This window comes from Paenibacillus medicaginis (assembly GCF_042138635.1).
GTDB lineage: Bacteria > Bacillota > Bacilli > Paenibacillales > Paenibacillaceae > Paenibacillus > Paenibacillus medicaginis.
On sequence record NZ_JBHIRY010000017.1, the window covers coordinates 16,031 to 39,427 of the forward strand.

Below are 23,397 nucleotides of genomic sequence, written 5' to 3' on the forward strand. Positions count from 1 at the left end.
GATCCGTATTTTCCCATGGGGTGAGAACGCTGCCAACCACTATTTTACATGTTTCTTTCTGTGTTTAAAACCATTGCCTTCATTCGATCTTTTAAAATACATATTGACTTTGACACTGTGTCAACCTTTTAAAATCAAGCAGAAAGGAGATGAAGATTCAAATGGAAGAAATCAAGCAAAGCGAGAACCCGATAAATCGTGAGGTGAACACTGCCAGCATCAATCACCCGTCAGTTACGGTGATTGGCTTAGGCATTATTAAAGGAAGGTTATCGGACGACGGTCTGGAATCGGACGGCCGACAAGGCGGATATGCTCGCGGCACAAGGAGCAGAGGTGGCGGGTACGGTGAGCGAAGCAATTTCGGCGAGTCCGCTGGTGATCATCTGCGTGCTGGATTATAGAGCTGTGAACGAGATTCTCGAACAAGCGAGCGATACACTGAACGGAAGGGCGATCGTAAACCTGACTAACGGAACGCCTGCACAGGCACGCCAAACGGCAGACTGGGCAGCCGAACGGGGCGCTGAATATTTGGACGGCGGAATCATGGGCATTCCGCAAATGATCGGCACCCCAGGAGCGTTTCTACTGTACAGCGGTTCGCAAAAGATTTTCGATACCTATGGACCAGTACTGGAAAGCTTCGGGGCTGCAAGATATCTTGGCCAGGATCCCGGCTTGGCTCCACTGCATGACCTGGCGTTATTGAGCGCTATGTACGGGATGTTCGGCGGCTTCTTCCATGCCGTGGCCATGGTTCGCTCGGAACAGATCCAAGCGGAGGCGTTCACCACGCTTGTTGTTCCCTGGCTTCAGGCCATGTCAGCCTCCCTGCCTCATCTGGCACAGGCGGTGGATACGGGCGATCATCGAACAGAGGTGTCCAGCCTTCATATTAATCAGACAGGATTTATCCATTTCATTGACGCCTGCCGGGAGCTCGGAATAAGCGCCGAACTCATGACGCCGATTCAGGAGCTGATCAACCGCGGCGTTGCAGAAGGCTACGGCGCCGACGGCCTGTCCCGATTGGTCGAGCTGCTACGAAAACCGGAATTGGCTTAAGCGGTATGCACATTTGAAACTAACGTATGAACTCGATTCGATTGGAGGTTATTTCTAATGACAATAAACGAGCCATTTCACCAAACAGGCCTTATCGAAGCAACACAAACCCTGAATCGTACACCGGTAACGATGCTCGGCCTGGGGCCGATGGGGCAAGCTCTGGCCGGGGCCTTCCTGGAAGCCGGTCATCCGACAACCGTCTGGAATCGGTCGACCGGTAAAGCCGCTGCCCTAACCGCGCAGGGAGCGATCCTTGCGGAGAGCGCCGCCGATGCTGTTGCCGCAAGTCCATTGACGATTATTTGTGTCCTCGATTACGGCGCCGTACAGGCGATCGTCGGTGGACTTGGCGAAGCTCTGCGGGGAAGGACCTTGGTAAATCTGACAAGTAACCCGCCGGAGCGCGCGCGCCAAATGGCACAATGGGCTGCAGAACACGGAATCGCCTACCTGGACGGAGCGATTATGACGCCAACAACGACGATCGGCCACAGCTCGGCCGTTGTCCTTTACAGCGGACCAGCGGCCGTCTATGAAGCTTATCACGAAACCCTGGCAAGCATTGGTGGTACTTCCGTGCATCTCGGCGAAGACCCCGGACGTGCTGCGGCATATGATATATCACTTCTGGATATTTTCTGGACGTCCATGAGCGGTTACATGCATGCCCTCGCTTTGGCGCGGGCGGAGAACATAAGCGCGAAAGAATTGCTTCCCTTCGCTCAAAACATCAGCGGCATTCTGCCGGAAATTATGACTATAATGGCCGAGCAAGCTGATAGCAGACAATATCCGGGAGAGGGCTCCAACCTTCGATCGGCAGCCGCGGGCATTGAGCATATTGTTCATGCCGCACAAGCCCATGGCATTGATTCCAGCGTTCTGCTCGCAGCACATGTTATTGCCAAGCGAGCCGTCGACGCCGGACACGGCATGGACAGCTTTGCCCGTTTGACCGATCTGCTCCGCGAGAAACGGAGTTAGCCTAAATTCAAAATAAAGGTAATTTATCCTCCTGCCGAATTGAGAACAGAAAACCCGATCCATCTTCAGGTGGACCGGGCTTTCCTCTACCTTTTGCTGCTGATTAAGAAATGATTTTATTCGGGAGCTCCGCTAGTCGTGGTCATCAGGGATTGCCGGACTTTCATTTGCTCAATGCGTTGATCCAACCGCTGCTGGACGGCAGTCAGTGATTGAATTTGCTGGGCGATTTCTCCGCGTTTTTCTTCGTAGGCCTCGAGCATTTCGTCGCAGACCCCGTCGTCGGAATATGCGTCAAACGTATCATGGCATTTCAAAATTTCAAGAATTTCCTTTGTCGACATCCCAAGCTCCAAATAAATCTGAATCGTCTTGATCCGCTTGACGTCGGCCTCGTCGAATTCCCGATAATCGTTGTCAAGCCGTTTCGCACTAAGCAGTTTTTTCTGTTCATAATACCGGATCGACCGTGCGCTTACACCCGTCGCTCTGGAAAGCTGGCTTATTTTCAAGGGGGAGGCCTCCTTCCCATCGTTTCTCTATTCCATTTTGATGAAACCATCATATCACATGCTTCCACCTCAGCTTCAAGCCGCCTTATCTTGTTCACAAAAATAATCTCATCACAGAGAATTAGGGAATAAGCCCTGTCTCTCTCGCCTTCTCGGCCATTCGTTTCGTGTATTTGCCAAGCGGCTTTTTCAGGGTCAGCGCAACAACAAAACAAATGGCGAGGAATAGAATCAGCATCAGCACATCCTTGATGGCTGTCTGCAGCAGAATCCCCCCGACCGTTTCACGCAGCAGGCTCACAGCGTACGTAAAAGGCACGACCGGATTCAGCATTTGGAAAAAGGCGGTGCTCGTGCTGACCGGAAACGTTCCGCCCGAGCTTGAGAACTGCAGCACCAGGAAAATGACCGCCAGTCCTTTGCCAATATTACCGAAAACCGACACCAAGGTATAGGTAATGGCAACAAAAACGAGACTGATCAGCACCGATGAGAGCACAAACAGCAATTTGGCTTTTACGTAGGTTCCCAGTAAAAACAAATCCCCCAGCGACACGCTTAATGACTGGAAAATACCGATGGTCGCAAAGGTCAAGTAACGCCCGAAGTATACCTGATAGCTTTTGTATATTCCTTGAGCATCTTCAACGTCAACCTTGAAAAGAGAAACGAGCAGCATGGCGCCAACCCAGATGGACAAAGTGGTATAAAACGGTGACATTGCCGACCCGTAGTTCGGTACCGGATACAGACGCTGCTCCTTCAGCTCTACCGGACTTCCGAGGAAATCGCTCTCCTTCTGCACGTCTCCTTTCAGCACGGAGATGAGTTGGCCGAGATCGTTCTGTGCCCTGTACTGCCGGATGGCGGCCGCCGCGCGGCTGATGGAGCTCTCGGCGCCGGGAAGGTCCTCACGGACAAAGCCAGCCACCTGATGGATGGCATTCTCCACCGCGGGGAATTTATTTTCCACCAGATCCGCAAGCCGTTCGAACTGCGCTTCCGCCTTGGGTAGATCGTTGCGGACGAAATCTGCGGCTTGATGGATTTTTTGCTTTACGCCCGGTAAATCCTTATTCACAAAGTCGGCAGCCTGATTCACTGCCGAAGTAAATTTGTCCATGTTCCCCTGGAGGGTGGTGACCGCTTCATGAAGCCTGTTCCGGATGGCAGGCAGATCGTTCTGCAGACGGGTCAGCTCCTCCTGTCCGAATTCGGCTGCCTTCTGCGCATCAGTGAGAATGGTGCCGATTTTCGGTAATTGCTCCTGCGCTGTCTTCAGCACATCTGCGGCATTCAAAGCGCTGGTCCGCAACTGTTGTAATGCATTCTGGACAGCCGGAACGATTTCCGTATCATAGCGGGATAAAATATCTCCGGTCACATCACTGATCTCTCCGGCCAGCTTGTCGGCATTATTCAGCAGATCGGCCGCCGGTTTTTTCCCCTGCTGCAAGGCTTGGCCTATGCTCGTCATGACAGTGGACAGACGCTCGAAACGATCCTGTACCCCACCAATACGGGAAATGGCTGAATTCAGCGGTTGACCCGGCAGATAGGTGTTCAGCTCTGTCAGCAGTCCGGATATTCGTCCCAGCACTGCGGTTGCCGTATGAATACGTCCACTCACCCTGTTCAGCAGGGCCGAGGCTTCATCCGGATCAAAATCCGTGCCTCTGATCATGTCCGTAAGCTGAGTCACTTCGCCGGCAATTTGCTGTACAAGGATCAGGTCCTCTTTGATGATCGGCGTGAGCGAGTCAAACGCCCCCTGGTTATCTGTCAGAAAGCTGGACAAGCTGTCGGAAAAATTGCCACCGCTTGCCGCAACCTGCTCCAGCTTCGGCAGCGCTTCCTGTGCTGCCCCGATGACTTCAAGCGCGCTTTGCAGATCCTTCAGCGCTGTTTCCAGCGTATTTTCCACCTGGCCAAAGTTGCGGTCAAGCTCCTCGATTCGGTCCGCAGCGTTTTGGATCTCAGGTAGCCGTTGCTGGACCAGCAGCACGACCTTCGCTGCTTCGTCGAGCAGCGGCAGATTTTCCTCAATTTTCAAAACAAGCTGTCCCGCTTCGTTAATTTCGGGAAAGCGGTCCCGCAGGGCCAATATTTTCTGTCCCTGCTGTTTGATCGCAGGCAGCTTTGCCTCCAGCTCCAGCGCCTGATTGCCGAGCTTCTCGATATCCGGCAGCCTGTCGTTCAGCTCCAGCACCTGGTTTTCGATGTTTCTAATGGTGGGTAGTTCCTCTTCAAGCTTGATGCCGGCTTCCTTAAGCTTGCTCAGTACAGCCTCGCTTGCTGATTCAATAAAGTTGCTGCTGATTTGATTGGTCAGCGAGGTTGCGCCTGAGGATGTAATTTTCGTTGCCACCGCATTCAGCTTTTCGTTGACCGTATACACGATCTGCGGTTTCTGCGGATTCGCGGTCAATATGCTGGCAATCTTGCTGGAAAAATCCTGCGGGATCAGGAGACTGGCATAATAATCCCCCTCCTCTATCCCTCTGCTGGCTTCCTCGCGGTCCACGAATGTCCACCCAAGTTTGGTGTTGCTTTTCAAGCTGTTAATCACTTCATCCCCGATATTGATCTTCGTGCCGTTCATCTCCGCGCCCTGGTCCTCGCTTGTAACAGCCACCTTGATCCCGGAAGTATTGGCATACGGGTCCCACATCGCCTTTAAATTCACCCAGGCATACACCGAAGGCAGAAAAATAATAGCAATAACCAGCAGCACGCCTGTGGACACCTTGAATACATTTTTCCAGTCATTTATGTAAATCTGCCAAATGTTCCTCATGCAAAGCCCCTTCTTTGGATGTATTTGTCCCTGACCATATCGGAAGTTTACCATAAATGCACAAATATACGTAAAGCCCGTTAAATCCTTGATTTTCTCAAGGGATCTAACGGGCTTTTTCTGTTTCATTGATTGTTTTACAGAACCCCGGGTTGCCGATACCGCATCAATGGTTCAACACAATATCGTAATCTTTCTGCAGGTAAGCGTGAATTCGTTGAAAATCATCCGGGGTCAATTCCTTCAAACGCTTATCATGCTCCCGGCCGAGTATAATTCCTATCGTCTGCGCGGCAAGTGCCGTATTTGGCATGATTCTGGCGCTGCCGTAAGCTTTGATGGAGGCGCCGACGTTTTTACCTACAACGAGCACGTTGTCATAACCCTTAAGCTCGAAGGAACGAAGCGGCATGCCATACCGGTCGGTCTTCCCGAAGCCAATCCCTTTAGGTATCTTTTTGGTTCCCTGCAGATCAATCGAATAACCGCCGATACTTACGTTATCCCAGAACATGTGGCCATTTTTAACGTCATCGTACTGCAGAACATACTCCGTCTCATATCGGTTATAATCACGGATGTACAAATACTCCGGAAAACCGTTAAGCTCCGCCTTCGCAAAACCCGGGATGTTCTCGCGGAGGAACTCCAGTATGAACGGGGCCTCCTTCTCTCCCTTGCGAATAGCCTCCTGAACCGACTCCGGGTCGGCAGGGTCTACTCCGTAGATCAACAGCGCATTCATAATAGCCTCCCCGTGCTTCTGATCCACGGTATTCATTCCCCTTAGCACCAGCTGCGAATCCTGCGGCTTGTAATTACTCATAATATTGCTGAAGCCTGTTGCAATATTCCAGTCTACATATGTATTAGGACCGTATTTCTCCACCACATTCGTCAGCGGATAGTCTTCAAGTACAGCCTGATGCAGTCTGCCCCAGTTGACCTTCTTGAATTTGAGCATGAGTGTCGCTGCCATATAATCAGGCTCATGATCAGCAACGTTGTACAGGCTCTCCATTCCGGGGATACGCTTTACTCCCAGCTTGTTGGTCAGTGCCGCAAAATCGGTATTCTCCACCCAGTAATTGGCCTGAACCTTATGTATCCCGGCGTCCGGCGTTTGATAGGTCAGCGTGGTTAAAGTCTTTCCCTGCTGCAAGGCATCCGTCTCCACGGATTGAATCTTAATCCCGCTTTCCATCGGAATTCCCTCGACCATTTTGTTGTAATACCGATCGAATTCAGCTGCTGTGCGAATCTTCCCCCGCTTGTAACCATCAAATAAAGGCTTGATATCCCCTTGTACCAGGCTCTGCTTGTTCTTGTCATTGGGCTCGTCCAGAAACTGCATCTGCGCCAGCGTAAGCTCACCGCCCGGCTTGCTGCGGGGGTCAAGAATCAGCACACGCAATCCGTGGTTACGCGCTTCTCCGGCGAGTAGCACCCCCTGGATCTCGCTGCCGATGACTACAACATCATACTTCTCGCATCCCTCATCACATGGTTCAAGAGGACTTGCGCCATTTTCACTTTTTATCGCTGCAGGAGGGCTTGCATTACTTCCACTTGCCAGCGGTTCAGGAGGACTTACGCTGACTTCATTCCCCATCTTCTCTGTCGGGGATGGGACCATCCATAATATGAGCAGTATGGCAGCAATGACTGCACAAATACCACCCACGGTATATTTCCATCTTTTCATGGTTCTTTCCGACTTCCCTTCAAATGCAGTTCGAGCAATCGATCATGCCGCTGCCTTTTTTAAATTAAATCTAGCATATTTTTTTGCAACCTCCCAACTTCCGCATGGTAGCACAGACCTATATGTTTTTCAACAGTACTGACTTCACGCTAAACCGGTCAAACTATTCTTGATGATGTATAACAAGTGATGGTGTGCAGCCGGGTACACTGGATCGTTGTTCTTCTTTCCATTTTGGATGAAGCCGGCAGCCATCTATGCTACACTAGGGAAACGAGACAAGATGTGAAAGGACGGAACCCAAAACCATGACCTATGCTTTCAGGATTGAACCTGCGTATTACATAAACTTCGAGAATGAAGACGAACTGCTGGACAAATGCAAAGCGTGGGGCCTGCTTTCGGACAAAGCCACCAAGCTCAAAATCTTTTATTATAAAGGCAACGGCCTGAACATTGCTTGTGAACTGCTTGGATATGTCGATGATCTGACGGCGGTCATCCAACTGGACAACGGACAGAAACATTGCATCCACCCCTCATATCTGAAAGAAATGCAGGCCTCCGCCTATAACGTCAAAACCACGAGAAGTGAGCAGACTGGAGACGACGAATCATCCGCTGCCGGGAAATTCAATGCTGACAAGTCCGACGCCGTTGAAGCCCAGGAGCAGGAAAGCCTGTCGGCAGATACTTCCGATTCTGGCATCACTATCACTGATGCAGGCGTCCCTGTGGAGACGCTCGACGGAGAACCAGGCAGCAGCCAGCTGAAGCACGATCCGGAGGGGCCGATCGATGAAGATGCCGCACCTGAAGGCAAAGCCAGCCGCAACGGTTCGGCGAAGTCCAAAAGTGCCAAGGATAAGACACTGAAGCTTGATTTGCCCGAGGACAAGGTCCTCATGACGGCTGTTGTCAAGGAGTTCACCACCATTCCCAATCATTTCTCGGATAATGATGATGAGGTCATCATTTATGAGCATGTGAGGATCCTTGAGCCGGAGATGATGGAGATCGGTGCAGCCTGGTCAAGCCACAGCGCCACGATGAAGAAGCAGGAGCTGGCTGAAGGAGACGTGCTCACCTTTGATGCCAAAATCATCAAAAAGAAGCTTGTCAAACACCCGGTTCCATATAAGCTTAATAATCCTTCCAGGATTAAGAAAGAATAGCCTGCTCCCGAAGGTTGTATACCAGAAGACGCTTTCAAATCTTTTAACATCGAAAGTGTCTTTTTGTATTGCGGTCGTAAAGGTTGTATGTTGCTCCTTGAAGCTCGAGAAAAGCGAGGAATGAATTTCGGCAGGTGCGGCCTAAAATTTTCAGATTGTAGCTTATTTGCGTGTTATGGTATAATCAGCTCATACAAACGAAAGGCCGCTATACGCTTGAAATAACATAATTAACACCCGCCGATCCTCTCGTTGTATTCACATCTTACGCTCTACAAAGAATCGTAAAAAAGTGATTTAAACGAGCATTCTTCTACAACAAGATTAACATTCCAATCATTAATGACAAAATTCAAAAAAAGGTGATGGAATTATGAGCGAACAAATTTTAAACCAAATTTTGGACGAGCTTAAATCAATGAACTCCCGGGTAGGTAGTATTGAATCTCGCTTAGACAACATGGACTCTAGATTCAATGGTATTGACTCTCGTTTGGACAGTTTGGAGACAGATGTTAAGGACATCAAAGAGCATACGAAGGATATACCAGCCATCAAGCAGGCCGTATTGGAGAATTTAACCCTGACCAAGCAGATCGATATCGCTCAAGCCAGTTTTGAACGTAAAGTATCCTCCGAATTGACAACACATGGACACAGCATAGATATTCTAAATCGCCGCCAGTTAAAATTCGAAGCTGAACTGGAAAGTTTAAAAAAATCGCTCAGTTGACTAATACGCTTCAAACAACCGACCGCATGATCTAATCCCAATAACACAATCGTCCTCAAAACAAAGACGCTTCCCAAACCACTTTCTCAATGTAATGGGAAGCGTCTATTTTGTTGAATCTGACATAGCAGAAACAAGTTGTCTATCTTCTGGTCACACCTACCGTCACGATTTCGCAAGGGCCAACCTGAACAGACCATTCTTGAGCAGACGATGCATCATCTGCACGGTGCAGCATCATACGGTTTTCGTCGTCGATCCGCTCCTCCAGAATATTGCTCCAGTAAGCCTCCCCGGAGAACAGTGCCCCGGCCGCAGAAGAAGCAGCACCACAGCTCAGTTCAGTCTGATGACCGCTCATATTGTACCAGCGCAACATAAAGTCACCTGAATCCGGGTTCACCTTGAGCGAAGAGAACGCCAGTCCTGCTCCGTTCCATGCCAAACCTGCCGTGTCCGGTGTCAAAGCGCCGGCATGAACCCCGGTCTGCTCCGCCGTCCATGGAATCTGGAATTGATAGGCTTCCGCGTAGGCTCCGTTGGTTATCCCATCCCCGTTATGCGGGATAATCTCCAGGTGAACCGTGTGTTCACCAAGACATTGGGCCTCAGGCGTCGGGAACAACCCCCAATCGCCAAGCTCTCCCACCGCACGAAGCAGGGTTACCGCAACGGTATTCCGTCCATCCTGCAATACCTCGTATTCATTCAACCCCAGATTTGCCACCGTCAAACCGGCGTCGGTGTCGCTTACATCCACAAAGGCCTGCTGATGCTGCGTATTGCTCGGATTTTCCCACTCAGGTGCCGGTTTATTATCACGGACCACGACCTCGAACATCGAATCTACCCTGTGTGTCGTTGACAAAATATCTGTCGGAAACAAAACCCGCAGACGGTGATCCTTGGCTTCATTATTATAGGAAGCTTCCACAACCACTCCCTTACCGCTGCGGCTTAAAGAGATCACGGTGCGAATGATCAGCGGAACGGTGTGCTTGGAACGCTGTGCAGTCCGCTGTGGATAATAGATCAGCTCTCTCTGCTCCCGATCTAATACCTCGTCAGCGGATGCAGGGATTTCCCAGTGATGAATAATTTCATAGGCTGCTCTGTACGGTGTGTCTTCCAGCACCCGAATCTCTGCCTGCAGCTCATGCGTGGTCAGGGGTTCTGTTCCATCCGGCTGCTTGAACATGTACTCATTGCCGATATCGCCCACATTTTCATAAATCCCAAGCTCCTTGTAGCTTCGTCCGCTCTGCTTGTCGGTCACCGTGAACGAACCGTTATCCGCGATGTCCACCTTCAGCCATTCGTTCTCCATCCCACGCTTGCCTGCAAGCAGCGAAGACGAAGCAGTTGAGGACATTGCCACACTTCCACTCTTGCGCACCCATGCATACGTTCGCAGACCCAGCGCCGGCACACATTCCGCTTCAAAAGAAATCCGTACACGGCGGCAACTATAAGGCTGACGGAAACGGTCGTCCGGCAGATCATAGCCGAATTGCAGGCCCAGATCCTCTACCGTACAGGCCACCTCCTTGCCTTCGTTATCCACCAATATACGTCCCGACAGGTCTAATTCCTTCATGCGCCGGGTTGTCTCCGCAAGCGGCAGCCCTTCACGGAAATAAAGACGGGCCGCATCCAGCTCCACACTGACCACTCCGCTGCGTACCCACCCGGAGGTGTTAAATACCACAAACGGACAGACGTCCTTTCCCCACTGCTCAAATGCTGTGGTGTCTACCTCGTCAGCAATGCGGCGCACGCTGTCTGTTATAATCGTTTCCGCAACATGGCGGCTCTTCTCGAATCTGGTGACCATCTCCCGGTGCACTTCATCGACACTGCAGCCGCAAATACTGTCATGCGGATGATTTTGCATCAGCGTCTTCCAGGCATAGGTGAAGTGATCATGCGGGTACTCCTGTCCGAGCAGGTGAGCCAGGGACGCCAGCGGTTCGGCCACTTTTTCCAGCAAAGCCTGACCTGCCTGGTTCATCTGTTTCAGATAGACGCGGGCCGAGGCGGTATTCACCAGCGTTCCCCAGCCGTCCGTGCGCTGACTGCGCAGCTCGCCGTTTACCTTGGACAATTCACGATCCAGGGACTGTTCCACAGCGGCGAGATAATCCGCAAAGTTGGAATGAACAAACTCGACATCCGGGAACAACTGCTGCGCCGTGCGAATCGCTTCCGGCAAATCCAGCTGTACCGGCTGATGATCACAGCCGTTCATATACAGCAGCTCGTGGGTCGAAGCGTATTTCTCGGCATCCGCCAGCTTGCGCTCCCAATACTTGCGGGCCTCCTCCGCATCCGCCGGGATCTCATTGCCGTTGGAATACCAGTTGGCAAACAGAATCCCCAGCACCCGTGAGCCGTCAGGTCCTTCCCATAACAGCTCTGAAAAACTGGACTCATAACTTCCGTCCGATACGGTATTATTGAAGCCCGTCGGTTTCACCCCGCGCCCAAAAAACACATTATCGATGCCCGCTTGCCGCATCAGCTGTGGTGTCTGCCCCACCAAACCGAAGGTGTCAGGATAATAACCAATCTTGGAAGGTATCCCGTAACGCTGCGCATCTCTGTGCCCTACCTGCATATTCCGCACATTCGCCTCACCGCTCGTAAGAAAAGCATCCTGCAAAATGTACCAAGGGCCGATGACAATCCGGCCATCCCGAATGTGCTTCAGCAGACGATCCTTTTGATCCGGCCGCACCTGCAGATAATCCTCGATGATAATGGTCTGGCCGTCGAGATAAAAGCTTTTGAAATCCGGCCCCTGATCCAAACGATCCAGCAGCGAGTCCATCAGGCTGACCAGACGCATATGGTGCTCCTCATAAGGAAGATACCATTCCCGATCCCAATGCGTGTGTGAGATAATGTGCGCTCTTTTTGAATGGCTCATGAGCCTATTCCACCTCTCCCCCATGTAGTGTAATCTCGACTTCTTCAGGACGATATACCGCCAAGAGCTGGCCATCCGCATCGGTAGCAAACAGAACAGACCGATTCTTCTCCAGCAGAAATTCATAGGAGATGCCTGTAACCGTATCTCTGGCATGTACTTGAACAGGCATAGCGTATTCGGACACAAAAATAAACAGTGTACCACTTGCAAAAGCAAGCTTCCGGCCATACACGCCTGCACAATCGCCTCCTGCAAGCCACTCCAGCTCACTTGTTACCCCTGCGAGTTCGGCAACATAACGATACAGGGCAGCCAGCGGTTCCTCCCGTCCGTTCAACTCGACAGGCAGCGGGCTCCAGAGAATGCTTCCCTTACCGAACGGCACATGCGTCACCCCTGCAGGCTGGCCGTCATTCTGCTCCTGTATCCGTTCTTCCTTTGCTACCTCGGCAATCCGGCGCCGGCCATAGGTCAAACGATGAAGCGTGCCTTGAATGTCTAATACTTCTTCACGCTGTACATTGCCCAGGCTGCGTTCTCCAACTATTCCATCTGCCCGGTCCGTCATGCGCCAGTAAGCGTCCAGACCAAGCGGGCCTGTCACCAGCAAATGGCAGCCTGCGTGCTGCACCAGTTGAAGCAGCTGCTTCAGTGCACCACTATCCAGATTATGCGGACTGGGCACCATAATTAGCTTCGGGGGCCGGGACTGCAAAGAGGCCAGATGGTATTCGGATGCCGCACGAAACGGAAGCTTGAGCTCATAGGCCATAACCCGGGTCAATTTTGTCGTCGCCTCATAAGCCAATGCACGGTTCGAGAAGTCGTTGGAATACGGGAACACCACAGCGATATCCTCCAAACTGCGGTCTGTGAACAAATGGGCGATCTGCTGCATAAAACGTCCAAAATCATAAGATACCGCCGCTTCGGGCTTCTCCGTGCCGTCTGCACGCAAAGCACCAATATGCGATTCATTGGCATTATCCATATAGAAATTCGTGTTCCATATCCACTGTACCGCCCCTGCACCTCCGGTAGCGAAAGCATAGGCATACTTGCGCTCCAGCAGGTTATGCAGCTCTTCTTCCGTGCGCTTGGCCCGTCCATCCGGCGTCTCCACATACATGATGCCAGTCTCCTGCACGAGACAAGGCTTATCCGGCGTTTTGGCAAAAATTCCATCCCACACCAGATCATCATTCAGCCACCAGGAATGCACTGTCGTATAATCCACTTCCTGCTGATAAAAGAACGGCGAAGGCCGCTGCGCTCCGAGCGCTTCGTCCTGTCCCACCGTAACGAGCTGCTGCGGACACAAATCCTTGATCACGTCTACCAGTTGCTTCGCCCAAACATTATGCATATCCATGGAAAACAGGCAGTAATCCAGCCATCTGGTGCCTTTTTTAGCCTGATGCATATCCTGCACATCAAAGTTGATCTCCTCCGCCTCCGGAATGACCGCAGCCGCAAAATCCGGGAGCTGCTGCGGCGACATATTCCATGCCTCCTGCAGCGCTTCAATCGTACAGTGCCGCTGTTCCAGCCAGGCCACAAAAGCCTCCTGCTCATAAATATCCCGTGCCGAGCGCGGTCCATTGGAGAAAATGCGGGCAGGATCAAACATAGACGGCTCATTGATCAGATCCCAATCAACATTTGTCGTATGCCGATGGCGGCTCACGATGCTGCGAATGAACCGCTTTTGCGCCTCTACGCTCTGCGGGTCCAGATAAGGATTGACCCCTTCCCACGTCTCCGGCGTAAACGAGAAAAAGGTGAACGTAACCTGCAGCCCGTGACGTTTGGCCGTCAGTAAGAAAGCGTCGATCGCACGTTGAACCTCCTCGGAGACGTGCCCGTCAACCTGCATGATATTGCGGTAGGCTGTCCATACCCCTGTCCGAATCCAGTTAATGCCTGCGCGGGCCATCTGTGCCATATCGCGGTCCCACACATCCGGGTTTGGCAAAAACAAAAACTTGCGCGCCACATCCGACGCCATATAGGTCATACCCACAACAGGCATGGCATGATCACCTTTCATAAAATAATCCCGGCCATGTGTCAGGAGCTCTCCTGCAGCCAGCAGCGCAGCATCCTGCCCCCAGAAGCCCTGGCGGAGCAGGCGCGTCTCACCGCCCAGCCCTTGTGCACGGCAGGTGACACGATACAGGCCGCTTTGTACATCAAAAGGCAATGGAAAACGCTCAAAGTGCTGCTCTCCGGTCACATCAGCACGAAGCGTATGCTCCCATACCAGCTCAGCTGGACCCTGCTGCCCCTGAGTTTCACGCTCGATCCGCATTTCAAATGTCCAGGATTCTGGCTGTATGCGGCGCTCCTTGCCCTGCTGCAAAATCTGCGTTTGCAGCGTCAATACAGGCCGCTCCCCAAGCTCGTAGGAAGCATAGTTCGACTTGAGCGATATTTCCGTAACACCGTTCGCACAGAACTCCGCCCACTTCAACAGCTCCGCCACGCCGCCCTTCTCCCAGAAAGAAGCCGTCAGCGGCTGATTTACGAACATCCAGCGCGAACCCGTAAAGGTTGCGCGTGAATTTTCCCACAGCACGACCGGGGCCGCGATATGCCTGCCATCCTTACTCACGCCGGTAAGCAGCGGATAAATCTGGGTGCTCATAGGTCCGGCAGAGCCCATCTGATGCGGAAGATCGCTGCTTTTCGTCGTATGAGGCACCAAATTCCAGGTGTCCGCCGGTTCCAGCAGTTGTTCCTGTCCAGCGAGCAAAGGAATGGTATCGGAGGCATGCAGCGCCGTTACCTTAGCAGCCGCTGTTACCTTTAATGCTTCATGAATATATAACTCCTGATGATAAGCGCTCTGCTCCGCCTCGGCTACCCATTGCTGCTCCTCACGGCGCACCGGACGTTTGAAAGGAGCTCCGCCCACACTCAGCAGGCTTCCTCCCCTTTTCAAATAAGCTAAAATGGCCATCCACGACGATTTGGGAAAATAAGGCGCATGCAGATTGACAAAGCAGTCTCCTGCCGCCATGCCTTCCAGCGCCTCATTCAGCTCCGCCGCCCGTGCCACCCGAATCTGCCCATGCCCATCTCCGTGATCCCCCCATATGCCTGCATCAGGCAGCACGGACATGACCGGAAATTCTGTATCACAGAAAATAAGAATGCGCCTGCTCACAGCACTTGTCCGGCTCATAACAGACCTTCCTTCAGCGCCTTATACACGAGCTGCGAGAACAGACTGTTGGACCAGGCGAACCATTTGCGGGTGAAGATGGACGGATCGTCAGCGTGAAAGCCTTCATGCATGTAACCTGTGCCGCCGTCCGTCGCCTCCAGCAGACGAATCATCTCCAGCTTCTCCTCAGCGGACTGGGCTGTCAGGCCCTGCATGGACAAAGCCATATGCCAAATATAATCCGGCGGTGTATGCGGGCTGCCGATCCCTTTTGCCACTTTTCCTTCATAATAAAAGGGATTCTCTTGGCTGAGCGCAAAACGTCTGGTGTTCTGATAAACCGGATCATCCGCTGTCGTATAACCCAGATAAGGAATCGATATTAGTCCAGGGGTACCCGCATCATCCATCAGGCAGTAGTTGCCGAAGCCATCCGTCTCATAAGCATAAATCGGGCCAAATTCCGGATGACGGTAGATGCCGTAAAGCTGAATTCCGTGAACGACCTCTTCCTCCAGAGCTTTAAGCTCCTGCAGCAATGCCATATCCCGGAACACCCACTCCGCAAACTCCTGCATCTGCCGCAGCGCTACCACCGCGAACATATTACCCGTAATATTGTAGTGAAAATCACAGGCATCATCGCTGGAACGGAAGCCGGACCAGATCATACCCGTATAATTCACCGGCATGCCTAACCCCTTGTTGCGCAGGGAATCCGTCGGAATGCCGTTATTACGTATGAACCGATAAGGGGATAACTGCGCATGATGCTGTTCGGTTTTGAACAGGTCCACGATTTTACGCAGAGCGCCTTTAAAGCTGACATCAAAAATGTCCGTTAATCCGGTTTCCTTCCAATATAGATAGGCCAGACGAATGACAAAACATGGCGAGTCAATTTCGAATTTGCGCTCCCATACCCATGGTGACATGTCCGTCTCATCCGTTGTATTCCAATGCCAGTCGTTTGCCGACTCGTTAAAGGCATTGGCATAAGGATCAATATGAAGATATTGAATATGCCGTTTGATCAGACCGCCGATAATGCGCTGCAGATCCTTGTCTTCCTTGGCCAATGGGATATAATGAATCACCTGCTCTACAGAGTCTCTTAACCAGGAAGCCGGGATATCTCCCGTGATGACAAAGGTTGTCCCGTCCTCCATCAGCTTGGTGGTCGTTTCCAGCGTATTCGGAAAACAATTCTTGAATAACTGCAGCAGCTTCGGTCTCTGCTGCAGTTGTTGTTCAGCTTCTTCCAGCACCTGCTGCACCGCGCGGGGCAGCTCAAGTGCTGGCATCGGAATCTGGGGTAGTCGGAACTGTTCCATATCTAAAAAATTTGCACTCCTTTTCATCCATCTGATTAGACGGAATTAGTTTATCGGATTAGTTCATTGGATAAGTACCGTTTTGATTTCGTATGGGGCAAAGCTTAGCTCCAACCGGCCGTCCTGCATGGAGATCGGCTCTCCCGGCTCTTCCAGCGCATTCGAGATATAAGCCTGCTCGTAGGGGTGAGGCCACTGCAGTGAGATGCGCTCACGCTTCCCCGAAGATTCGTAAAAACGCAGGATCGTGCCTATCCCTTCCTCGGCCGTCTTGACCGTATCAAGCACGACATGCTCACCGTCGAAGGTAAGCCATGAACCTGTAGCTGTACCTGTACCTGTACCTGTATTTGTGCCTTCCCCTACTCCTGCACCCAAGCGTCCGGATTTTGCAGTCCGGATATAAGCGTCTTCAGCATGGACGGTTGCCTGCCCATCTACGGCAAACACGGGAGCTTCATGGTTCAGCTCCGCAGCCTGGCGCAAGGTATGGGCATAACGCCAATCTCCCTCATGCGGATATAAGGAATAGGTGAAGTCATGCTCGCCCTGGTCTGCCGTCTTATCCGGCCATTTGGGCGCACGCAGCAGAGACAGACGAATTGTGCTTCCCTGCACATCGTAGCCGTACTTGCAATCATTCAGCAGACTGACTCCATAGCCATATTCGGATACATCCACAAAACGGTGCCCGCACACCTCAAACTGGGCCTGCTCCCAGCTCGTATTGCGGTGCGTCGGCCGCTCCAGCGTGCCAAAGGGAATCTCATAGGTGGCTTTCTCAGTCCTCACATCGATAGGAAAACCAACCTTCAACAGCTTATGATCCTCATGCCAGCTCACATGAGTCTTGAAATCAATGCGGCGCTGGTGATGAAAAAAAATAATGTCCTGTGTAATTTCAGACCGATGCAGCCGCCAGCGGAAGCGCAGCACATCCTTCGTCACACCAGAGAGCAGCAGCCGGGATTCCAGCAATTCAGCTTCGCCCGCAGCCTGCTCTTCGTACCGTGGGTCAATATCCCAAGCATCCCACAGTGTCGGACGATCATGGAAGAAATAAAAACGATTCGCCCGCTCATCCGGCTTCAACACCTCACGTTGAGCTGCTTTATCGTACAGACGAGTCATTTCTCCCTGTTCATTAAAGCTCACTTCGTACCATGGCGTCTCCCAGGTATGAATGAAGCTCCGTTCCGACAGCGGCAGGAGCACTTCCGCCTTACGCTCCGAAGCCGGAGCCGCAGACTCCATCTGCAGCCAGATCGTCTTATAACCAAACGCGGGAATGTCCGGCACGAGCACAGAAACGCCGCCTTCCTCCACATCCACCGCCAGGCACTGGCCTTGGTCATCTAACACGATCCACTGCTTTGTCTGCTGCGGCTGCGCATCCACAGCCTCCGTACCAGCCGTTACGTCAACCGGAATATGAATGACCGTGCTGCGGCTCCAGCCCAGACTGTTGAAGACCACATATGGCGCTGCATTCACCGGTCCCTCTTCTGCACGAATGGACAAGGCCAGCGCCTTCAACCCTTCCTGCAAAGCCTGCTGCCCCAGCTTGAACACCTGCTCATACTCTTTATCCGAGGTCACGTAAGATTCGGTTATGGCCGAGCCTGGAATAATATCGTGAAATTGATTGAGCAGGATCAGCTTCCAGCCTTCGTGCAGCATGGAATAGACCTCCCCCCGCTGCTCCTGAATCATGTCTGGCCAGGCGATCGTATTCCACAGCTCTGCTTCCCGGTACAGCACCTCTGCCTTGCGGTTGTTACGCTTGTTGCGGCCATGTGTCGTGTAGGTGCCCCGATGCAGCTCCAGATACAAATCGCCGTGCCATTCGGGAATACGCGGCTGCTCCAGTTCCATACCTGCAAAAAACTCCGTGGCCGTGCTGTACCTGCTGGCAGGCTGTCCGACCATGAGCTCGGAGCGTTCGATATATTCAAGCATCTCGCGTGTAACACCGCCGCCGCCGTCACCGTGCCCGTAGAGCAGCATTTGCTCGGGATGCACGGCTTTTTCACGATAGGATTGCCAGTGATCATGAATGTCCTTCGGAAGTGTATGCTCGTTCACGCCATGATTGAGGTATGACAGCATTGCCGTGCCGTCAATGCCCACCCAATGGAACAGATCATATGGAAACACATTCGTATCATTCCAGCCCAGCTTGGTGGTCATAAAATATTGCACCTTGCCATGCTTCAGAATCTGCGGCAGCGAAGCGCAATAACCGAACGTATCCGGCAACCACTCGATACGGGAGGTCATACCGAATTCCTCCTGATAAAAGCGCTGGCCGTACAGCATCTGGCGCATCAGGGATTCACCGCTCGGAATATTCAGATCAGGCTCCACCCACATGCCTCCGACCAGCTCCCATCGTCCCTCTGCAATCCTTTGTTTTACCCGTGAATACAGCTCGGGATCATGCTCTTTGAGAAACGCATACAGCAGCGGCTGGCTCTGCGCATATTTGTATTCGGGATACTCATTCATTAAAGCGTCCACGGTTGAGAACGTGCGGCTCGTCTTGCGCACCGTCTCCCGCACCGGCCACAGCCAGGCAATATCAATATGGGATTGGCCGACCATATGCTCCAGCCCTTCGGCATAGCCTCCGATGGAACGGACAGCCTGTATGAGCTTCTCTTCAATCAAACGGATGCTTTCGCCTGTGCGGACAGCCTCTTTGTCCAGATTAACGAACGCATCCATGGCGGTATACAGGGCTTCAAGCAAACGCACCCGCCGCAGGTCTGCCTCAGGCAGCAGCACAGCCGAATCCCTTATGACCGTCACGGTGTACATCAGGCTCTGCACCGCCGTATTCGGTCTGACCAAGAGGCTACGGATGGAAGTGATGGGCGGCTGTATGACCGCCTGCTGATTCAGAGGATCGACAGGCTCAGGCACCGGATCGAATAATTCAATTTCAAGCTCAGGCGACATTCCCACCCTGTCCAGATCAAGTCTCACATAAGTATGATTGCGGTCCAGTCCCTGGTAGGAGCGCCCGTTCACACGCAGGAGCCCTTCTCCTCCCGATTCAAAGACAAACCCGAATAGAGAGTCTTGCCATGCAGGAGGAACCTCCAGGCGCAATCTGAAGAAATAAGTCGTCCCTTGCTCGCTCGGATAACGGTCCAGGCTTTGCCCTTGTGGATAAGGCTCCATATCCCTGTAATCACCCGGCACGTTATAGTAAGTACGTGTAATGTCCCAGCCGCGCAGCTCTTGCTGCTCCAGCCATTGCCGTTCAGACAGCTCACGGATAAATCTTTTGATTCGTTCCATAAATCCAACCTCCCATACCCGCAAATCGACAGCTTGTGGTTCGTTCACATGTCTGCCTACGTTTTTCCTTGAAATCTTCCTGCTTTATGATCTCCCTACTCCTTGACAGCACCGACGGTAAGTCCCTGCACGAAATAACGCTGGAAGAACGGGTACGCAAAAATAATCGGCAGCGTAGCCAGCACAACCATCGCCATACGTGACGTATCCTGCGGAATGGATTGCAAGGCCTGCAAACTCATGGCACTGCCCGCTGAATTCTGCTGCAGGAACTGAATGCTGGACTCAATCCGCATCAGCATCGATTGCAGCGGCACCAGCTTCGGATTATCGATATACAAGAGCGCGTTAAACCAATCGTTCCAATAGCCCAGTGTGCTGAACAAACCAATGGTAGCGAGACCCGGCAGCGACAGTGGAACTACAATTTTCAGAAAAATATAAAATTCCCCGGCTCCGTCTATTTTCCCGGATTCAATAAGGGCATCCGGCACGCTTGTCGCGTAGAAGGTCCGCAGGATCATAATATAAAAAGCATTCATGGCCAGCGGAAGAATCAAGGCCCACAGCGTATCCTTCAGACCAAGCAGCTGCGACACGACCATATAAGTCGGAATCATGCCACCGTTGAACAACATCGTCAGAATAGCAAAAACGGAGAAAAATCGTCTGTAACGGAAGCTTTTGCGTGAAATTGCATAGGCATAAAGCGACATCAGCATCAGGCTGATGATCGTGCCCAATACGGTAACGAGGATGGTAACCCCGTAGGCACGAAGCAGCGCATCTCCACTCTGCCATACAAACTCATAAGCGGCGAAGCTCCATTCAGCCGGAATCAGCCGATAACCGTCCCGCGCCAATACCTTCTCGTCGGTCAAGGAAATAATGACCACGAATAAAAAAGGAAACACGCATATAAAAGCAAACAAACCTCCGATGATATTCAGGATGATATTCCATCCGCGGGATATGTTATGAAAATCCCTTTTTTTAGCAGCAGCCTGCACCATACCGCTCACTCCTCTCATCTTGTATTTAGAACAGACTGCTGTCTTTATCGATTCTGCGGACGACATAGTTGGAAATGAGAACAAGCACAAAGCCGACCACGGACTGATACAGCCCCGCAGCGGTGCTCATGCCGATCTCGCCCGTCGTTTTCAAACCGCGATATACATAGGTATCAATTACGTTGGTAGCCGCATACAGGGTGCCTGAATCACGCGGAACCTGATAAAACAAACCAAAATCGGCATAGAAAATCCGGCCCACAGCCAGCAGCGTCATAATGGTGATGATCGGTGAGAGCAAAGGAATCGTAATGTTGCGAATCTGCTGCCACTTGCTGGCACCGTCGATCATGGCCGCTTCATATAGCGACTTGTCGATGCCCAGAATAGAGGCCAGATAAACAATGCTGTTGTAGCCAATGGTCTTCCAGAGAGCTACGAATACGAGGATATACGGCCAATATTTCGCCTCCGAGTACCACTGGATCGGCTCGAAGCCGAACCAGCCAATAATCTGATTCAGCATGCCCCGGTCAAAGCTCAGAAAGCTGAATACGAAATAACCGACGATGACCCAGGACAGAAAATAAGGCAGGAACATGCCCGTCTGATAGATTTTGGCCAGCCGTTTGTTGATCAGCTCAGAGAGCAGAATAGCCAGGCCCACGGCAAATACGAGGCCCAGAAAAATAATCGCCAGATTGTACAGCAGTGTGTTACGTGTAATCAGCAGTGCGTCATTGTTGCTGAAAATAAATTTGAAGTTATCCCAGCCGACCCAATCACTCTTGGCCAGGCTTGCCCAGAAGCCCTCACGGCTGAACCGGTACTGCTTGAAGGCAGCAACGGTGCCTACAAGGGGCAGATATGAGAAAAAGAAGAACCAAACGGCTCCAGGCAGCACCATGAACAGCATGACTTTATTTTTGAGCAGGTTCTTGAAAAATGCAGCCATTTGTTATCCCTCCTGTAATGGAATTGATCAACTATACAAAAGGACCGGGCGCACTTGCGACCGCCCGATCCTTGAATATAACCTTACTTATTTTCCGCTCTCCAGGCATCAAGCTGGGTTTGGGCTTCGGCCATCACTTTCGGCAGACCTGCCTCGTTAAACTTCTCGATCACCTGATCCAGATTCTGCTCAGGATCCAGTGTGCCGGTCATCAGGGCAGCCCAGAATTGCTCCTTCACATTTTGCACGGCTGCGAGCTCTGTAGACACTTTGCTGGCATCGAAGTTGAAGCCCAGGATCGGGGAATTAACGCCTTCGGCATTGAATTTCTTGAATTCGTCCCATTTGTTGTCAGGGTCATTGGGATTCAGGTTCAGCAGCATATTGTTGCCGAGTGAATACGACGGCATGTCGTAGTTTTTGGACTCCGGCAGGTTCTCCATATACTTGTCATCAACCTTTTTGTAATGGACTCCTTCAATACCGGAATCCACCATATTGCGCAGCACAGGGTCGGTGTTCAGCAGATTCAGGAATTGCATCGCTTTCTCCGGATATTCTGAATTGGCCGAGATGGCCATGATGGAGCCCTGTACCGACATATTCGTGATAATTGCATCACTCGCCGGTGTAGTTACGACAGGATAGCCGTAGCTTGCAGACCACAGATTTTCCGCCAGGGGCTGTGTCTGTGCACGATCCAGGAACCAGTTGCCCGAGGTGGTCAGATCATTGGTCGATCCCGTCGTGGCTGCTTCTGGTGACACATAACCTGCTTTGTAATATTTGTGCATCGTCTTGAGCGCGGCTTTCATTTCGTCTGTTTCGAGAATGTTGACGATCTTGTAATCCTGGGTATCCAGCTTCACGGCCATCGGCAGATTCTGGATAATATAGTCATACGGCACATAAGGCACATACTGCTTATCCATCGCAAATGCTGTGATCGTAGGCTCCTTCTCCTTAATCGTCTTCAGCAACGGCTCCAGACTGTCCAGTGAGCGCACATTCGAGATATCCAGATTGTATTTGTCCAGCAGCGTTTTGTTGAAACGCCATACCTCCTGCTGCGGCAGCTCCTTGTTGGCAGGGATGCCGTAATTATGTCCGTCCACCTTGGAGCCGTTCAGGAAAGCCGGATCAACGACCTGTGTCAGCTCCTTGCCGTATTGTCCGAGCAGATCGTCCAGCTCCAGAAAAGCCCCCTTGCGGGCATTCTGTACATAATCAAAGCCGCCGGAAGAAGTAAAGAGAATATCCATCGGCTCACCAGAGGCCACATTGACCTGCATCTTTTGTGCATAATCGCCCCAATCCACCATTTTCATGGTGACGGTAGCATTGATTTTCTCCTGGGTGTATTTGCTGACTTCCTCCATAACCCTGTCCACGTCTTTTTGCGGAGTACCGATGGTGTACCAGATGAGCTCGACCGGTTTTTCACCAGTGGAGCCATCTGCGTCATTGCCATTGCTGCTTCCTCCACCGCCACAGGCACTCAGGACAAGCACGAGCGACATCAGTGACGCCAGAACGAAGGACAATCGTCTTTTTTTCTTATTCATCGAATTATGATCCTCCCTTTTGCAAAATGCCTTAGCTCTATCGTTTGCTCCTTTAACTGTAACGAATGAAAGCCGTTTCATAAAGAATACAAACTTAATAAATCCGGGTACAAATTAAAGGGAACACCCGGATTTCTGACACAGAG

15 protein-coding genes are annotated in these 23,397 nt (G+C 51.7%); 5 read left to right on the top strand and 10 right to left on the bottom strand.

The features are described from left to right. Positions 1-149: 149 nt before the first annotated feature. The 3 genes from ACE5LO_RS16910 to ACE5LO_RS16920 are packed head-to-tail and all read left to right on the top strand — an operon-like array spanning position 150 to position 2,055. Entirely contained in the window at positions 150-404 is a 255-nt protein-coding gene (locus tag ACE5LO_RS16910; protein WP_375521185.1) for a hypothetical protein, read from the top strand. Then, the gene (locus ACE5LO_RS16915; RefSeq protein ID WP_375521186.1) at positions 313-1,068 is read left to right on the top strand and encodes an NAD(P)-dependent oxidoreductase; all 756 of its coding nucleotides are present in this window, start codon (positions 313-315) and stop codon (positions 1,066-1,068) included. Before ACE5LO_RS16910 ends, ACE5LO_RS16915 begins: the two co-directional genes overlap by 92 nt. A gap of 57 nt (positions 1,069-1,125) precedes the next feature. Further along, positions 1,126-2,055: an NAD(P)-dependent oxidoreductase gene (locus ACE5LO_RS16920; RefSeq protein WP_375521187.1), complete on the top strand. Its 930-nt coding sequence runs from the start codon at positions 1,126-1,128 to the stop codon at positions 2,053-2,055. Between the two features lie 116 nt (positions 2,056-2,171). Here ACE5LO_RS16920 and ACE5LO_RS16925 read toward each other — a convergent pair whose 3' ends face one another. The 3 genes from ACE5LO_RS16925 to ACE5LO_RS16935 form a co-directional block, all read right to left on the bottom strand. Next, complete coding sequence (locus ACE5LO_RS16925; RefSeq protein WP_375521188.1) at positions 2,172-2,567, bottom strand: MerR family transcriptional regulator; 396 nt, start codon at positions 2,565-2,567, stop codon at positions 2,172-2,174. A 121-nt stretch (positions 2,568-2,688) separates the two neighbouring features. After that, positions 2,689-5,364, bottom strand: a complete 2,676-nt coding sequence (locus ACE5LO_RS16930) for a YhgE/Pip family protein (protein WP_375521189.1) — start codon at positions 5,362-5,364, stop codon at positions 2,689-2,691. A 166-nt stretch (positions 5,365-5,530) separates the two neighbouring features. Further along, positions 5,531-7,069 (bottom strand): FAD-dependent oxidoreductase, encoded by a 1,539-nt coding sequence (locus ACE5LO_RS16935; protein ID WP_375521190.1) that lies wholly within the window; start codon positions 7,067-7,069, stop codon positions 5,531-5,533. Positions 7,070-7,377: 308 nt separating this feature from the next. Between ACE5LO_RS16935 and ACE5LO_RS16940 the strand changes: the two genes are divergently transcribed. Both ACE5LO_RS16940 and ACE5LO_RS16945 read left to right on the top strand, forming a co-directional pair. Continuing rightward, entirely contained in the window at positions 7,378-8,244 is an 867-nt protein-coding gene (locus ACE5LO_RS16940) for a hypothetical protein (RefSeq protein WP_375521191.1), read from the top strand. 373 nt (positions 8,245-8,617) lie between these two features. Next, complete coding sequence (locus ACE5LO_RS16945; RefSeq protein ID WP_375521192.1) at positions 8,618-8,977, top strand: hypothetical protein; 360 nt, start codon at positions 8,618-8,620, stop codon at positions 8,975-8,977. A 142-nt stretch (positions 8,978-9,119) separates the two neighbouring features. Here the strand turns inward: ACE5LO_RS16945 and ACE5LO_RS16950 are convergent, their stop codons facing one another. From ACE5LO_RS16950 to ACE5LO_RS16980, 7 genes are all read right to left on the bottom strand, one after another. After that, positions 9,120-11,906, bottom strand: coding sequence for an alpha-mannosidase (locus ACE5LO_RS16950; RefSeq protein WP_375521193.1), 2,787 nt, complete (start codon positions 11,904-11,906; stop codon positions 9,120-9,122). A gap of 4 nt (positions 11,907-11,910) precedes the next feature. Next, positions 11,911-15,096, bottom strand: coding sequence for a beta-galactosidase (locus ACE5LO_RS16955; protein WP_375521194.1), 3,186 nt, complete (start codon positions 15,094-15,096; stop codon positions 11,911-11,913). Further along, positions 15,093-16,412 carry a glycoside hydrolase family 125 protein gene (locus ACE5LO_RS16960; RefSeq protein ID WP_375521195.1) on the bottom strand — a complete coding sequence of 440 codons (1,320 nt, stop codon included), beginning with the start codon at positions 16,410-16,412 and terminating at the stop codon, positions 15,093-15,095. The genes ACE5LO_RS16955 and ACE5LO_RS16960 overlap by 4 nt, the downstream gene beginning before the upstream one ends. Before the next feature lie 63 nt (positions 16,413-16,475). Then, entirely contained in the window at positions 16,476-19,718 is a 3,243-nt protein-coding gene (locus ACE5LO_RS16965) for an alpha-mannosidase (RefSeq protein WP_375521196.1), read from the bottom strand. 95 nt (positions 19,719-19,813) lie between these two features. Then, positions 19,814-20,731: a carbohydrate ABC transporter permease gene (locus tag ACE5LO_RS16970; RefSeq protein WP_375521197.1), complete on the bottom strand. Its 918-nt coding sequence runs from the start codon at positions 20,729-20,731 to the stop codon at positions 19,814-19,816. A gap of 25 nt (positions 20,732-20,756) precedes the next feature. Then, entirely contained in the window at positions 20,757-21,686 is a 930-nt protein-coding gene (locus tag ACE5LO_RS16975; RefSeq protein WP_375521198.1) for an ABC transporter permease, read from the bottom strand. A gap of 83 nt (positions 21,687-21,769) precedes the next feature. Continuing rightward, positions 21,770-23,251 (bottom strand): ABC transporter substrate-binding protein, encoded by a 1,482-nt coding sequence (locus ACE5LO_RS16980; protein WP_375521199.1) that lies wholly within the window; start codon positions 23,249-23,251, stop codon positions 21,770-21,772. Positions 23,252-23,397: the final 146 nt, after the last annotated feature.

Excerpts from the sequence above, each read along its gene's own strand:
- ACE5LO_RS16910 (WP_375521185.1), top strand. The coding sequence starts at position 150 with ATGAAGATTCAAATGGAAGAAATCAAGCAAAGCGAGAACCCGATAAAT.
- ACE5LO_RS16915 (WP_375521186.1), top strand. The coding sequence starts at position 313 with ATGCTCGCGGCACAAGGAGCAGAGGTGGCGGGTACGGTGAGCGAAGCA.
- ACE5LO_RS16920 (WP_375521187.1), top strand. The coding sequence starts at position 1,126 with ATGACAATAAACGAGCCATTTCACCAAACAGGCCTTATCGAAGCAACA.
- ACE5LO_RS16930 (WP_375521189.1), bottom strand. The coding sequence starts at position 5,364 with ATGAGGAACATTTGGCAGATTTACATAAATGACTGGAAAAATGTATTC.
- ACE5LO_RS16935 (WP_375521190.1), bottom strand. The coding sequence starts at position 7,069 with ATGAAAAGATGGAAATATACCGTGGGTGGTATTTGTGCAGTCATTGCT.
- ACE5LO_RS16940 (WP_375521191.1), top strand. The coding sequence starts at position 7,378 with ATGACCTATGCTTTCAGGATTGAACCTGCGTATTACATAAACTTCGAG.
- ACE5LO_RS16945 (WP_375521192.1), top strand. The coding sequence starts at position 8,618 with ATGAGCGAACAAATTTTAAACCAAATTTTGGACGAGCTTAAATCAATG.
- ACE5LO_RS16950 (WP_375521193.1), bottom strand. The coding sequence starts at position 11,906 with ATGAGCCATTCAAAAAGAGCGCACATTATCTCACACACGCATTGGGAT.
- ACE5LO_RS16955 (WP_375521194.1), bottom strand. The coding sequence starts at position 15,096 with ATGAGCCGGACAAGTGCTGTGAGCAGGCGCATTCTTATTTTCTGTGAT.
- ACE5LO_RS16960 (WP_375521195.1), bottom strand. The coding sequence starts at position 16,412 with ATGGAACAGTTCCGACTACCCCAGATTCCGATGCCAGCACTTGAGCTG.
- ACE5LO_RS16965 (WP_375521196.1), bottom strand. The coding sequence starts at position 19,718 with ATGGAACGAATCAAAAGATTTATCCGTGAGCTGTCTGAACGGCAATGG.
- ACE5LO_RS16970 (WP_375521197.1), bottom strand. The coding sequence starts at position 20,731 with ATGGTGCAGGCTGCTGCTAAAAAAAGGGATTTTCATAACATATCCCGC.
- ACE5LO_RS16975 (WP_375521198.1), bottom strand. The coding sequence starts at position 21,686 with ATGGCTGCATTTTTCAAGAACCTGCTCAAAAATAAAGTCATGCTGTTC.
- ACE5LO_RS16980 (WP_375521199.1), bottom strand. The coding sequence starts at position 23,251 with ATGAATAAGAAAAAAAGACGATTGTCCTTCGTTCTGGCGTCACTGATG.